Source organism: Pantoea sp. Aalb (assembly GCF_009829985.1).
Classification (GTDB): Bacteria; Pseudomonadota; Gammaproteobacteria; order Enterobacterales; family Enterobacteriaceae; genus SZZU01.
The window spans coordinates 110,929-126,642 of the sequence record NZ_SZZU01000002.1; the positions used below are offsets into that span (position 1 = coordinate 110,929).

General features: G+C 27.4%; 12 protein-coding genes, 1 tRNA gene and 1 other RNA gene. 6 read left to right on the forward strand and 8 right to left on the reverse strand.

Annotated elements, in window-relative coordinates:
• The first annotated feature begins 395 nt into the window (after positions 1-395).
• Both rsmI and rnpB read left to right on the forward strand, forming a co-directional pair.
• Positions 396-1,271: a 16S rRNA (cytidine(1402)-2'-O)-methyltransferase gene (rsmI, locus tag FD728_RS02945; protein WP_159934670.1), complete on the forward strand. Its 876-nt coding sequence runs from the start codon at positions 396-398 to the stop codon at positions 1,269-1,271.
• A 27-nt stretch (positions 1,272-1,298) separates the two neighbouring features.
• Positions 1,299-1,700: RNase P RNA component class A (gene rnpB / locus FD728_RS02950), an RNA gene on the forward strand.
• A 143-nt stretch (positions 1,701-1,843) separates the two neighbouring features.
• On the opposite strand, the gene FD728_RS02955 is transcribed toward rnpB, so the two are convergent.
• The 7 genes from FD728_RS02955 to rpsU all read right to left on the reverse strand — a co-directional run bounded on the left by FD728_RS02955 (position 1,844) and on the right by rpsU (position 7,988).
• Positions 1,844-2,143, reverse strand: coding sequence for a YqjK-like family protein (locus tag FD728_RS02955; protein WP_159934672.1), 300 nt, complete (start codon positions 2,141-2,143; stop codon positions 1,844-1,846).
• Between the two features lie 12 nt (positions 2,144-2,155).
• Complete coding sequence (locus tag FD728_RS02960; RefSeq protein ID WP_159934674.1) at positions 2,156-2,557, reverse strand: phage holin family protein; 402 nt, start codon at positions 2,555-2,557, stop codon at positions 2,156-2,158.
• Position 2,558: 1 nt separating this feature from the next.
• Positions 2,559-2,864 carry a YqjD family protein gene (locus FD728_RS02965; protein WP_159934676.1) on the reverse strand — a complete coding sequence of 102 codons (306 nt, stop codon included), beginning with the start codon at positions 2,862-2,864 and terminating at the stop codon, positions 2,559-2,561.
• 685 nt (positions 2,865-3,549) lie between these two features.
• A tRNA-Ile gene (locus tag FD728_RS02970) sits at positions 3,550-3,625 on the reverse strand.
• 125 nt (positions 3,626-3,750) lie between these two features.
• Entirely contained in the window at positions 3,751-5,586 is a 1,836-nt protein-coding gene (gene rpoD / locus FD728_RS02975; protein WP_159934678.1) for an RNA polymerase sigma factor RpoD, read from the reverse strand.
• Between the two features lie 336 nt (positions 5,587-5,922).
• Positions 5,923-7,674, reverse strand: a complete 1,752-nt coding sequence (dnaG, locus tag FD728_RS02980; RefSeq protein WP_159934680.1) for a DNA primase — start codon at positions 7,672-7,674, stop codon at positions 5,923-5,925.
• 98 nt (positions 7,675-7,772) lie between these two features.
• Positions 7,773-7,988 carry a 30S ribosomal protein S21 gene (rpsU, locus tag FD728_RS02985; protein WP_159934682.1) on the reverse strand — a complete coding sequence of 72 codons (216 nt, stop codon included), beginning with the start codon at positions 7,986-7,988 and terminating at the stop codon, positions 7,773-7,775.
• A 233-nt stretch (positions 7,989-8,221) separates the two neighbouring features.
• On the opposite strand from rpsU, the gene tsaD reads away from it, so the two are divergent.
• From tsaD to bacA, 3 genes are all read left to right on the forward strand, one after another.
• Positions 8,222-9,247: a tRNA (adenosine(37)-N6)-threonylcarbamoyltransferase complex transferase subunit TsaD gene (gene tsaD / locus FD728_RS02990; protein WP_159934684.1), complete on the forward strand. Its 1,026-nt coding sequence runs from the start codon at positions 8,222-8,224 to the stop codon at positions 9,245-9,247.
• A gap of 256 nt (positions 9,248-9,503) precedes the next feature.
• Entirely contained in the window at positions 9,504-9,857 is a 354-nt protein-coding gene (gene folB / locus FD728_RS02995) for a dihydroneopterin aldolase (RefSeq protein ID WP_159934686.1), read from the forward strand.
• A gap of 142 nt (positions 9,858-9,999) precedes the next feature.
• Positions 10,000-10,833 (forward strand): undecaprenyl-diphosphate phosphatase, encoded by an 834-nt coding sequence (gene bacA / locus FD728_RS03000; RefSeq protein WP_159934688.1) that lies wholly within the window; start codon positions 10,000-10,002, stop codon positions 10,831-10,833.
• On the opposite strand, the gene FD728_RS03005 is transcribed toward bacA, so the two are convergent.
• Positions 10,819-12,060 (reverse strand): multifunctional CCA addition/repair protein, encoded by a 1,242-nt coding sequence (locus tag FD728_RS03005; protein WP_159934690.1) that lies wholly within the window; start codon positions 12,058-12,060, stop codon positions 10,819-10,821. The genes bacA and FD728_RS03005 overlap by 15 nt on opposite strands.
• 1,827 nt (positions 12,061-13,887) lie before the next feature.
• Here FD728_RS03005 and hldE point away from each other — a divergent pair.
• Complete coding sequence (hldE, locus tag FD728_RS03010) at positions 13,888-15,297, forward strand: bifunctional D-glycero-beta-D-manno-heptose-7-phosphate kinase/D-glycero-beta-D-manno-heptose 1-phosphate adenylyltransferase HldE (protein ID WP_159934692.1); 1,410 nt, start codon at positions 13,888-13,890, stop codon at positions 15,295-15,297.
• Positions 15,298-15,714 lie beyond the last annotated feature (417 nt).

Consider the following 15,714-nt stretch of genomic DNA (forward strand, 5'->3'; position numbering starts at 1 on the left):
ATATTAAATCCTAAGTTTGTAGTAGAGATTATATTAATCTGCTATACTAATATTAAATATTAGCAACCATTTGAATAGTAATGCTTTATTTAAATAAAGACTTATTAAAAATAAAAAGTATATGTTGTTAACATATTTAGTATGGTTAGTATTTTTACTTAGTTTTATGATTATCATAATTTACAATAAAAATATAACTTTATTTTTAATAAAATTAATTACTTTAACTTCATTTTTTTATATTTTTAAATTCTACCTATTATAAAAATATCTTTTTATATTCTATCTTAATCATCACTGTATTTTATATATATTATTATAATAATGAGCATTATTATAATATAAATTTTTTATGATATTTAATAAATAAAAGCTTAATGTGGGTTTAATAATTGATGAAATATCACTATCAAGAAAAAATTTATGCTAGTACTCTTTATATTGTTCCTACTCCAATCGGTAATTTAAATGATATTACCCAACGGGCATTAACAGTACTATCTCATGTTGATTTAGTTGCAGCTGAGGATACACGTTATACTGGATTATTGCTTAAACATTTTTCCATTAAAAATAAATTATTTATGTTACATGTTCATAATGAGCAGCAAAAAACAAAATTATTAGTAGAGAAACTACAAGATGGTAAAAGCATAGCTTTAGTATCCAATGCAGGTACTCCATTGATTAACGATCCTGGATATTATCTTGTACGTTGTTGTCGTGAAATAAATATAAGAGTTATTCCATTACCAGGAGCATGTGCAGCAATTACAGCATTAAGTGCATCTGGATTACCCTCTAATCGTTTTTGTTATGAAGGATTTTTACCATCTAAAACTAAGGCTCGTCGTGATATCCTTCGGAATTTAGCTTATGAATCACGTACTTTAATTTTTTACGAATCTCCTCATCGTCTAATATATAGCTTACATGATATGATAAAAGAATGGGGCTCCAAACGTTATATAGTTTTAGCTCGGGAATTAACTAAAAGTTGGGAATCTTTATATGGAGCATCAATTGAAAAATTATTAGAGTGGGTATTGGAAGATAAAAATCGCTATAAAGGAGAAATAGTATTAATTGTAAAAGGTTATGTAAAAAAAGTTGATGCCAATATTTTAGATTCTTCAACGTTACGTACTCTAATATTATTACAACAAGAACTACCATTAAAAATAGCATCTAAATTAACAGCAAAAATTCATGGAATAACTAAAAATACTCTTTATAAATATGTTTTAAATCAACAAAAAGATGACAAATAAAAATTGATTCTTTATAATCTAATTATTGAAACTAACCAGACAGTCGCTGCTTAAACATATTTTTATGTGTTGCAAACCATATAAATAAAGGAGAGGAAAGTCCGGGCTCCATAGGGCAGAGTGCCAGGTAATACCTGGGAGGTGTAAACCTACGACTAGTGCAACAGAAAATAAACCGCCGATAATTATGTATGATACTATTGTAGTATACATATGAGATTAGGTAAGGGTGAAATGGTGTGGTAAGGGCACACCGCACGGCTGGTAACAGATCGTGGCTCGGTAAACTCCACTCGGAGCAAGACCAAATAGGGGGATATAGTATTGCCCGTACTAATACTCGGGTAGGTCGCTTGAGCCAGTAAGTAATTACTGGCCTAGATGAATGACTGTCCATGACAGAACCCGGCTTATAGGTTAGTTTCAATAATTAATTTGACTTAAATTAATTTGATTTATTTATATTTATTTTTATATAATAAAAAATATTATTTATATTTTATATATCCTAAAATAATTAGGAACTAGTTTATAAAAATATAATATCTAGTTCCATCAAAACTATTTAATTTTTATTTTAATGAAATATGATGAGAAACCATAATTGATTTGATAATTCGCCATAAACCCCATAAGCCAAACCCACGTTTTATCCAACGTATTAAACGATAAGGACTTTTAATAGAAATCACTGCTAAAATACTACTAATAAGTGTTAAGTAACGACGTATGTTTAATAATATCATCCAAATACGATCATATCGTGTAGTATTATTTAGCCAATTAGTACAAGCAGTGTTTAAAGATTTACGTTGTTTGTTTATTTTATCTATTAATTTATAAATTTGATATTTACTCATTTTATGATTCATAAATCATATTCCTCAATCATATTCCTCTAATAATTTACGATCATTATCTAATTCTTGACGAGTATGTCGTAGTAACCTAGAATTACGTGATTTTATAAGAACACAAATACCGAAAAACACTGCTAATATAAATAGAACGAATGTAATTATAGTTATAGCTATTAAACGATATTTAATATTTAAACTCCATATTAGTAGTAATATTAAACTCATTAAACCAAAAGCTGTAAAGAGTATAGTCAATCCAATTAAAATAAATATTTGAATTAAATTATTTTTTTCTTTTTCTAATTCTACTATTGCTAACTTTAAACGAGTATCTACTATGTTAACCAATGTAGTTATTACTTGTTGGCTAATATTAAAAATACTTTTTCCTAGTCCTTGTCCTTTGTTTATCTGTTTATTATTCATATTAACGTCGTATAATCAAAATTCCTAAAATAAAACCTATTACTATTCCCATACCTGTACCTTGCCAAGGATTCTTATGTAAGTAATTATCTGCTTTTTTTATTGTTTCTCGTGTAGTTTTTGCAATATAGGCGCTAGATTGATCAATACGATCAAGTGAACTATCTAAAACGTGTTTTGCTTTGTTACGCAGTTTATTAACTTCAAATTTAGATTTATCTGCTGAACTACTAATCACTTCTTCTAGATTATTAGTTATATTTTTTAATTCTGTACGTAAATGTTCAAAAGATGTTTGTTTAACCATAATAATATATCCTTTTGATTTTACTTTTTTTAAAAAAAACAAATTGAAAATTTGTATTTTATTAATTTCATATTAAATTAAATAATGCTATATATATTAGCAATAATTAAATATTTTTGGATAAGTGAAATTATCATTCACTCATAATTAATATTAACTTTTATATCGTATAAAACGATCTTTTAATTATTTAATTATATCTAAAATAAACCATGTCCCTATCTATTAAGAATAGACAGAAGATGAGAAAATTTAAAGTAGTACTGATGAAATGGCAGCTAATACTTACTATTTATATTTTAAATTTAAATTAAAATTTATATAGATAATATATATTGAAATATATTATTAGACAAATTTTATATAATTTTTAGTTATTTATATGATTATACAATTAAAAAATATAGTTAAATAAGATTTATATTTATTTTGATAAATTTAACTTTTTGATAGGTTATAAATGTATTTTACTATACATACTATTTAAGATTTTTAATATTTTTTTATATAAAACTATTTTATGTATTATTGAATATAAATTCAATATGACAAAAAAAAAATAAATAATAAATTATTTTAAAATAATGACATAAGTAAGTAATTTATTACTTTTATATCCTTGTAAAAAGCACTAGATGTTAGTGTTTAGAAAATAATAAAATAAATTTATTAGTATTTTAAATTTTGGTGGCCCCTGCTGGATTTGAACCAGCGACCAAGCGATTATGAGTCGCCTGCTCTAACCTCTGAGCTAAGGGGCCTAAGAAACATAAAATACTATAATACTTATTATGTATTAGTAAATAAATTTTTTATATTAATTTAAAATTAATATTTATATTAATTTTAAATTACAGTACATCTAATTTATCTAAAAATAAAAATATTACTCATCTAAAAAGCTACGTAATACTTCTGAACGACTCGGATGACGTAATTTACGTAAAGCTTTAGCTTCAATTTGACGAATTCTTTCGCGAGTTACATCAAATTGTTTACCTACTTCTTCTAAAGTATGATCAGTATTCATGTTAATTCCGAAGCGCATACGTAGAACTTTTGCTTCACGAGCAGTTAAACCTGCTAGAACTTCGTGTGTAGCTGATCGTAAACTTTCTGATGTCGCTGAATCAAGAGGTAGTTCTAGCGTAGTATCTTCAATAAAATCTCCTAAATGCGAATCTTCATCATCACCTATTGGTGTTTCCATAGAAATTGGCTCTTTAGCAATTTTAAGTACTTTACGAATTTTATCTTCTGGCATCAACATACGTTCAGCAAGCTCTTCTGGAGTCGGTTCACGTCCCATTTCTTGTAACATTTGACGTGAAATACGATTAAGTTTATTAATAGTTTCAATCATATGGACAGGAATACGAATAGTACGAGCTTGATCAGCAATAGATCTAGTAATAGCTTGACGAATCCACCAAGTAGCATAAGTGGAAAATTTATACCCACGGCGATATTCAAATTTATCTACAGCCTTCATCAAGCCAATATTACCTTCCTGAATTAAATCTAAAAATTGTAAACCACGATTAGTATATTTTTTTGCGATAGAAATAACCAGACGTAAATTTGCTTCAACCATTTCTTTTTTTGCACGACGTGCTTTAGCTTCTCCAATAGACATACGACGATTAATATCTTTTACTTGCTCAATAGTTAAGCCTGTTTCTTCTTCTATTTGGATTAATTTTTGTAGCGAACGCATTATCTCTTCTTCTACTTCTTGTAGTTTTTCTGACCAAGGTTTATTCATCTTTAAAGCAGATTGAAACCAATGTTCACTAGTTTCATTGCCAGTAAACAAAGAAATAAAATTTTTTTTAGGCATTTTACATAATTCAACACATAATTTCATGATTAGTCGTTCTTGAGTACGTACACGTTCAATCATTTCACGCATACTATTCACTAAATAGTCAAATTGCTTAGGTACTAGTCTGAATTGTTTAAAAACTTCAGATAAATTTTGTATTTCAGCAATTGTATCAATATGGTTGCGTCCTTTAGTTTTAATCACAGTACGTGTAATTTGATGTTGATTACGTAATTCTAAGATTTTTTCACGAGCTACCTCTGGATCGATACAATGATCATCTTCAGAATTTCCAACATCACTTTCTTCTTCGTCGTTACGATCTTCTTCTGATAGTTCAGATCCAATATGGATTGCATTAGCTGAAATATTCTCATCAACATTTAAATCAACAAAACCACTGATCAAATCAGATAAGCGAGATTTACCTGCTTCTATTCGGTCACATTGATCAAGTAAGTAATTAATTGCTTCTGGATATTCAGCAACTGAACATTGAACTTGGTTAATACCTTCTTCAATACGCTTAGCAATATCAATTTCACCTTCTCTGGTTAATAATTCAACAGTACCCATTTCACGCATGTACATACGTACTGGATCAGTAGTACGACCAATTTCAGATTCAACAACATTTGATAATACTTGAGCAGCAACTTCAGCTACATCTCTATTATTATCAGTATTATTTTCATGTAATATTAGATCATCAGTATCAAAGGCTTCTTCAACGACTTGAATACCCATATCGTTAATCATCTGGATAATGTCTTCGATCTGATCGGATTCAATTATATCTTCCGGCAGATGGTCATTGACCTCAGCATAGGTCAGATAGCCCTGCTCCTTCCCACGTGTGACAAGTAGCTTGAGCTGTGACTGCGAGTTTTGCTCCATAAGACGGTATCCACGCTTTATTAATTAGATTAGTATTGGTCGGTATCGATACCGACATTAACATTAAAGGCATTAGAGTATTTTACTATTCTCGAATGAGAACTTTTGCCTTTTGATATTTAATTTTTATTCTATATGATTTTTATAATCTAGTTTAATTATCCTTTTTCTTATTCTCTTAACAAGATTTTTTAGGGTTTTAATTTTAAAAAATTATGTATATATCAAAGATATTTTTAACTATTTTTAGGTTAACTTATTTATTAACCTTCAAATTAAGGTTTAGAAATGCGTTTTTATGCTGCGTGTATATACGATTTGTTACTTAATATAAATTTATTTTTTAGCTAAAGCTTGACTCAAAGACCAAAACTCCCGTCGTTCAGAAGAATTCAAGCCATCAGTACGATCTCGCGCAATAAGTACATCAAGGCGTTGTTTTAGCACACAATCGTAAAGATTTGTCAAAGAATCTTGAAATACTGTTTCTAATTCTTTATCTACTACCATGTGGTTCCATGTAGCCAATGTTTCAAGTGTTTGGTTAAAGTTTGTTTCGCGATAAAACTCTAGTAGTTGTCCTGTCGTTAGGCTAGGATTTTTTATACAGTAATTTACTAATTCTACAAACAACGGCAAACCTGCCATATTAGTTTGCTCAAGACCATTTAGTGTGGGTACCATAGCAGCAAATTGCGGATTTTGAATAAGAAGTGCAATGAGCAAGCGCATAGTTGTGGGTTTCAACGACGGTACTATTTTACCAAATATTTTACTTTGTTCTAATTTTGGTATGAGTTTATCTAATTTATTATCATCAATAATACCAATTTTCAATCCTAAAATTTGACGCATACAAATACGCAATGCTTTTCCAGGAATTTGGTTAATTAGTGGTAATGCTAACATAGCTAACTTAGCTTTACCATTCTCTGTACTTAAATCAACTTGTAATAATAGATTTTTAAATAAAAAAGTAGAAATTGGAATTGCTTGTTTTATTCTTTCTTCAAATGCTTTTTTACCTTCTTTACGAATTATAGTATCTGGATCTTCATTATTTGGTAATAATATAAAGTTTAGTTGACGCTCATCTTTCATGTAAGGTAATGCATTCTTAAGTATACGCCACGATGCTTTTCGTCCAGCAATATCCCCGTCATAGCAACAAACAACATTATTTGTTGAACGAAACAAAAGTTGAATATGTTCAGCTGTAGTTGATGTGCCAAGCGATGCTACAGCATAATTGATACCGAACTGTGCCAATGTTACTACATCCATATAACCTTCAACAATTAACAAACATGTTGGTTGTATATAGTATTTTTGTACTTCATAAAGCCCATATAATTGACGACTTTTATGAAATATAAGTGTTTCAGGCGAATTGAGATATTTAAGTGTAGCATTACCTAATAAACGTCCACCAAAACCAAGTACACGTCCTCGTTTATCTCGAATTGGGAACATAATACAATTACGAAAACGATCGTAAGTTCGGCCTTTATTATTGACCAACATACCTGATTCGATTAATAATTTGTAATAATTTTTTTGTGAACTCAAGAATTTTATTACATTATTCCAACCAGCAGGAGCATAACCAATAGCAAAATTATTCATGACTTCTTGGTTTAGGCCACGTGTGGTCATCAAGTAATTTCGTACAGCTTGCGCTTGTTGTTCGTAAAGACATTCCTGGTAAAAATTCTTTAAAATATTTAGTAATTCATAAAAGCTCTGGCGCTGATGTCGCTTTACTATTTGATTAGAACCATTACTAATGGTATAAGGTACTTCTAAACCATGTAACGTTGCTAATTCTTCAATACTTTCAATGAAATCTAAACGATCGTGATTAATAAGAAAATCAATGGCATTACCTTTAGCACCACAACCAAAGCAATAATAAAATTGTTTTTCTCCACTTACGGTAAAAGAAGGTGTTTTTTCATTATGAAATGGGCAACAAGCATTATGATTTTTACCTTGTTTTTTTAATTTTACACGAGAGCTAACAAGGCTTACTATGTCTGTTCTGGCAAGCAAACTTTTGATAAATAATCCAGGAATTCGTCCAGCCACAATCATAATCTCGACTTTTCAGCCATATAAGCATAATAATAAGCTATTTCCTATCTATATCTATACTTTTTATTAAGTATGAGAAGATGAATTCAAGATTAGTATAAACGAGTATGCCTTGCGTTCTCGCGGATTAATTTCTTAACATGACGTTTTACTGCAGCTGCTTTAGCACGTTTACGTTCAGTAGTCGGTTTTTCATAAAACTCACGACGACGAACTTCAGCCATAATGCCAGCTTTTTCGCAAGAACGCTTGAAGCGACGCAACGCTACATCGAAAGATTCGTTTTCACGTACTTTTATTACAGGCATTTAATTCTAACCCCGATTAAATGAAATTTAAGATGTTGGTTATTTTTTCAATATATATATTGAGTTAAGTATTTTAAAATATTTAAATTATCTTTATATAGTTTGAATTTAGTATTACATACTATTTTATAATAAGCAAAATATTTATTTTTTTATAAAAATTAAATATATTTTAATTATTATATATTTTATAATAACAAAATATTGCATGATAATAATATGGTAATAAAAACATGCGAGTTCTAGGTATTGAAACATCTTGTGACGAAACTGGTATTGCGATTTATGATGATGTACTGGGGTTATTGACAAATCAATTATATAGTCAAGTAAAATTACATGCTGATTATGGTGGAGTAGTTCCAGAATTAGCATCGCGGGATCATGTACGAAAAATAATACCACTTATTCAAGCTGCTTTAAAAGAATCAGATTTAAAATCTAACCAAATCGATGCTATAGCATATACTGCAGGTCCTGGTTTGATGGGTTCATTATTAGTAGGTGCTACTGTGGGTAGTGCTCTTGCATTCGCTTGGAATGTTCCTGTTATACCAGTTAATCACATGGAAGCTCATCTATTGGCCCCAATGATGGAAGAAAACCCACCGCAAGTTCCTTTTCTTGCATTACTGGTTTCTGGTGGACATACACAACTTATTAAAGTTACTGGAATTGGTAATTATAAATTATTAGGTGAATCAATTGATGATGCTGTAGGAGAAGCATTTGACAAGACTGCTAAATTATTAGGATTCGATTATCCAGGTGGTCCTATGTTGTCTCATATAGCTAAGCATGGTAGACCAGGACGTTTTACTTTTCCATATCCTATGACTAATCGACCTGGTTTTGATTTTAGCTTTTCTGGTTTAAAAACTTGTGTCGCTAATATTATTCGTAAAAGTCCAGCAGATCAATTAACCCGTGCAGATATTGCATATGCATTTGAAGATGCAGTGATAAATACATTAATGATTAAATGTCAACGTGCTTTAGAACATATAGGATTGAATAGATTAGTTGTTTCTGGAGGTGTTAGTGCTAATCATACTCTTCGTAAACGTATGTCTGAAATGATGCAATTAAGAAAAGGAGAAGTATTTTATGCATGTCCAACTTTATGTACAGATAATGGCGCAATGATTGCTTATACTGGTATGGTTCGCTTAAAAGAAAATTTTCCTAAAACAAATTTTACTGTAAATGTATACCCACGGTGGTCATTAACAGAATTACCATCTCTTGAATATAAATAAAATTATTCATGATATTAGAAGCTAATTAGTAATGATTCGAATAGAGATACCATTATATTTATCGAGCTAAATATTTATCGAGCTAAATATCATTTAAATATAAAATTTAATAATATCTTAATATAATTAAGAAATATAGTTTTTAACTTTTGATAATTTATTTAGAGAGATTGTTTAACGCAAATACATTAAAATATATCTTAATTATAGTAAATTAGTTAATTTATATTTAATAATAATTAAAGAGAGTGATAAATTGGATATTCTATTTATAAAACAACTTACGGTATTTACAACTATTGGTATATACGATTGGGAAAAAGATATACAACAGAAACTATTATTTGATATTGAAATAGCTTATAATAGTAATTCAAAGATACACTATAATGTAAATAATTACTTAAGCTATACAGATATATCTAACTCCATTTTTCATTATTTACAAGATAAGAAATTTAGTTTAATTGAACATATAGCGCAAGAAATCGCTCAGTTATTAATGAATCAATTTAAAATTGATGGTATACGTATTAAAGTAGAAAAACCAGGAGCTATTGCTCAAGCAAAAACTGTTGGTGTATATATTGAACGTGGGAATTTTAATTAAAGTAAAAGAATTATAAGAAAATATTTAATTTTTCAAGTTTTATCTATTTAAACATATTAATTTTAATAATTTTAGATATTAATGTATTTTCATTAGTGTATTACAAATACCACAACTTAAATAAATAGTTCAAATTATTTTAATGATTCATATTTATCACTTTAATATAGCTATAATCTTAGGAATTATTGAAGGTTTTACAGAGTTTTTACCTATTTCTTCTACTGGACACATGATTATAATAGGATCTATTCTTGGTTTTCAAGACAACAATGCTAACACTTTTGAAATAGTAATTCAACTTGGTTCTATCCTAGCGGTAGTAGTAAAGTATCGATATATACTATTAAAATTAATTAATATCAATATGATTAGAAATCATAATAAAGAATTTAATGAAAATTCATTGAATTTATTTCATATTTTAATAGGTATTTTACCAGTTACGCTATTAGGTTTTTTATTACATAATCAAGTTAAAACTATGTTTAAGCCAATAAATGTCATGTATGCAATGATATTTGGAGGTCTCTTACTTATAACTGCGGAATATATTAAAAATAAATACTTAAAACAAATTATGAATATTAATTTGATTACTTACCGTCAAGCTTTTATAGTTGGGTGTTTTCAGTGCCTAGCTTTATGGCCAGGTTTTTCTCGTTCTGGTGCTACAATTTCTGGTGGTATGTTTATGGGAATTAGTCGTTATGCTGCTTCAGAGTTTTCGTTTATTTTAGCAGTTCCTACGATAATTGGAGCGACCTGCTTAGAACTTTATAAAAATATTAGTTTTATAACATTACAAGAGTTGCCAATGTTTATAATCGGTTTTATCAGTGCTTTTATTGTAGCGCTCGTATCTATTGATATTCTTCTTAATCTAATTAAGCATGTTTCTTTTGTTGTCTTTGCCATATATCGTTTTATTATTGCTTTAGCAGTATATTTTATTTGTATATTACATGTTCATTAATCCTTTTTCAATAGCTATAATTCGGCGTTTGGTTAATTCTTCTTTAACATATTTACCCTTAAATCCAGCAAGAATTATATCTTTTGTTAATATAGATTGAGCTAAAGAAAAGGCTGTACGTAAGTAATTTCCCTGCCAATACATTACATTCTCTAATTCTAATACAGAACCATATCTTCTCACTCGCGCATCAGCTTCACTAGTTAATGCTAACTGTTCTATCCGTTGTGGTTTACGCCATGCATCAATATGGTCAAATAAAGCAACTAAGCTATGAGCGGATTGGTCTTGAATATTATGGACTACACTATGAAACTGATTGACAATTAAAGCTAAATTACGAATTTGCTTTGGTATGTTAAATCGTTCACATAATGATTGAATAATAGGAATTCCTGATACATTATATTCTTTATAATCAATAAATTTTTTAGGTAAAGTTAATACTTTACCAATATTTTGAAGTAAAGTAGCAAAACGTACATCTAGCTCATTAGATAACTTAGCTACTAAAGCTAAAGACATTAATGAATGATGTACTTCAATATTAACTTCTGAATGAATTATATTTGTTGTTGATAATTCATATAAATTATCAATTTCAGGAAATAAAACTTTTAATGCTCCACAATTACGAAGTACGTGAAAATAGATCTGTGGATTAAGAGTTAATAGTGCTTTCTCTGTTTCTTTCCATATACGTTCTTTAGTAAGATTTGCCAATTCACCACTGCTTGTCATTTTAATCATTAAATTTTCTGTTTCTTTTGCAATTTTAAAATTTAGATGAGCTAACTTTGCAGCAAATCTTGCTACACGTAGTATACGTAAAGGATCCTCATTAAATGCAGAAGAAACGTGGCGTAAAATGCGAGATTTTAAATCTTTATAACCACCATATGGATCAAATAATATTCCATTTTTATCTTGTGCCATAGCATTAATAGTTAAATCACGACGTTTTAAATCTTGCATAAGAGTAACATCTGGTGTAAATAAAGTAACAAAACCAACATATCCTTTTCCTACTTTACGTTCTGTACGTGCTAACGCATATTCTTCATGACTATGTGGGTGTAAAAAAACCGGAAAATTTTTTCCAACTTTTTGAAATCCTTTATTAAACATTTCATTAGGAGTACTTCCAACTACAACCCAATCTTTATCTTTAATGGGTAAATTTAATAATGAATCCCGTACTGCACCCCCGACTAAAAAAATTTGCATTGAATTACTCCATAGGAAAGTAAAATATATTTACTAATGATGATAATTTATTATGTTATTTTTCTATGATCTTTTAAAGTATTTAAGTTTTCAATGAAAAAAAATATCTACTAATTAAGTAGATATTAATATAATATAAATAAATGTATATTATATTGATTTTATCAAGAATTAAATTTTCTGTTTTTATAAAAAATTATATTTTTTATACTTAAAAATTTATTTAATTAATTTATTAATTACTTAATTGATTAAGAAATATAATAATAAATTATTATCTTAAAATTTAAATTTATTTAAAATAAAACATAATTTAAATATAATGTATTCATATTTTTATACATATAAAAAATATTTTTAGATTATTAGTTTGTTAAATAATAAATAGGAATTTAAATATATTTATATTATCAAATAAGATAAAACAATAAATTTATTTATTTTAAATAACGATATAAATAATTATTATATAACTTTAAGTCATTAACTCCTTTTTTAAAAAGGTTATCTATTCTTTGAATAAATTTATTACAGAAAACATTTATTTATTAAAAATTATTAATAATGATTAAAGTTCAAATAGAAAATACTAAATACTTGAATGAGTTTATGTATACTATTAAATTATCATAAAATTAATGTATTAATATCTATTAAATAAATTTGATATTATATATTAATCTTTAACAACTAATATCTCCTATAATTAACTATCTATGATAAATCATATTTTAAAGCTATTTAAATATCAGTAGCTAAAATCATTACTTTAATTTAAACACTTAAAAAGTTTTAATAATTAAAATTATTGACCATTACAGATATGATATTACTATCACTTTTATTATCATTGTTTAAATGTAGTGATTTATTAATCTGATAAATCTAAATTATTAAAGTAAGTAGTATACTAAATATACTATTTAATGATACTAAAAAATATTTTTTGAATGACACGATTTTATAAAATTAAAATACGATTAATTTTAAAATAAAAGTTATATGTACGATTGACTACCTTAAGGGATTTTCAATAATTTTCTATACGGTACTATAGCTATTATAGTAAGTATATTAAAGTAGGTTACTAATTTCTATCTATCTAGAAAAATTAATTATTATGTATTTGCTGTAATCCACATACAATATCTAGTATTTATATTAAATTGATGTCTTTCTAATTTTATTTATTACTTTAGTAAGATTATTAATGATTTTCATTATCATTAACAATATAAAAATAGATATAAAGGCATTAGTATTATTACATAAACTTTTAATCTTTGGTGAATATAGTAAGCTCTATGTTCTTTTTTTAAGATTATTAGCCATAATATTTTATATTTACTATTTAATACATATAGGATACAAAAAATTATGAAATAATAAAAAAACGTTTATAAAATATAATAATAAGAGTATAAAAACTGAAAATAACTAAAGTAGCTAACATCAATAATATTAATTTTGTTATACAATATCATTTTTAAGGTTAGGGTTATTTATTGGAATATTTTCTTTAAAAATATTGATTTAATAAAACTAAGACTTTTCATTTAATATTCCTTTTTATAATTATGGGTTAATGAGGTAAAAATTGCTTATATACACATATATCATTTTACAGAAAATATTACATTATTTAACTCTGAAAAGAAATTTTCAAATATTTTAATCAATTATTATTAATTATTAAATATGTAGCCATGAACTGTAATTAATAGCTTTGGCTAATATAAAAATAACTTATCTAGTTTAGATTGAGTAAATATTAATACACTTCTTTTATGAGTTATTGAATATTTTATGTAGTTAGGAGTCTATGTCATGAAATTAACACCTCCTTCATTTAATACTGCCTCAGTAATGGTTGTTGGGGATATAATGTTAGATCGTTACTGGTATGGTCCTACTTACCGTATATCGCCAGAGGCTCCAGTACCTGTTGTAAAAGTTAATACAATTGAGGAACGTCCAGGTGGTGCAGCTAACGTAGCAATCAATATTGCAGCATTAGGTGCATCTGCTCGTTTGATTGGTTTGATTGGTGAAGACGATGCAGCGCGTATACTTATTAAAAAATTACATACTTTAAAAGTACAATGTGATTGTATAGTTCTCAAAAACCATTTGACTATCACTAAGTTACGTGTCTTATCACATAATCAACAACTGATTCGTATAGATTTTGAAGAAAATTTTGATGATATAGATCCAATATTATTATACAATCGTGTATATCAAGCTTTAAGTACTTCTGGTGCATTAGTCCTTTCTGATTATGCAAAAGGTACATTGAATAGTATACAAGAGATAATTCAGTTAGCACGTGAAGTAAATGTTCCTGTATTAATAGATCCTAAAGGTACTAATTTTGACCGATATCGTGGAGCAACATTATTAACGCCCAATTTATCTGAATTTGAAGCCATAGTTGGTAAATGTAAAACTGAAGATCAAATTATGAACCGTGGTATGCAGTTATTAGTAGATTATGAGATATCTGCATTACTTATAACTCGTTCAGAAAATGGTATGACTCTTCTACAAAAAGGGAAAGATCCATTACATTTACCTACTCAGGCACAAGAAGTTTTCGATGTTACTGGAGCTGGTGATACAGTAATTGGTGTTTTAGCTTCTGTTATCGCTGCTGGTCAAAGTCTTGAAGAAGCATGTTTTTTTGCTAATGCAGCAGCTGGTTTAGTTGTAGGTAAACTAGGTACCTCTACTGTTAATACTTTTGAATTAGAAAATGCCACTAGTAGTTTTGGTGTAATGACAGAAGAAGAACTTAAAGCTGCAGTAGCAATATCTCATCAACGTGGTGAAAAAATAGTTATGACAAATGGTGTATTTGATATTTTACATGCTGGGCATGTTTCTTATTTAATAAATGCACGTAAACTTGGTGATCGTTTAATTGTAGCTGTAAATAGTGATCAATCTACAAAACGTATTAAAGGTAAAAATCGCCCAGTAAACTCATTAAAAAATCGGATGGTTGTTCTTAGCGCATTAGCAGCTGTAGATTGGGTCGTATCTTTTGAAGAAGATACACCACAGCGTTTAATTGCAGCAATACTACCAGATTTACTTGTAAAAGGGGGTGATTATAAATTAGAAAATATTGTAGGCAGTAAAGAAATATGGGATAATGGCGGAGATGTATGTGTTATTAATTTAGAACATAATATCTCAACTACAAATATTATTAAAACTATTCGTGATAATTAAAAGAAATATTTTTACATTATGAAATCTTATTTCATAAAATAATTTATTATGAAATATCTATTTTTTTATCTAAATTTAATATTATTCTCAGTAGTTTACAACTCAATATGCTTTCAATCTTAATTGAATGAAATATTCTTTATATGATATGTTAGTAATGTGTTGAATATTTGAGTTAAAATTTGTAGTTAAAAAAATAATAATTAATTTTTTTTACTAAAAATAAATCCATTTAATTATTTATGATTTCTTAATTATATTGTAATTTAATAATAGAAATATAGAAATAATAAATATTTAAACCTATTAAGTATAATGTTTTAAATAACTTTAAAAAACGGACATTTAAAATTATCAATTTTAAAAAACAATAATATCTATATTTTCATAATTTTCATAGATTACCATTATCTATCT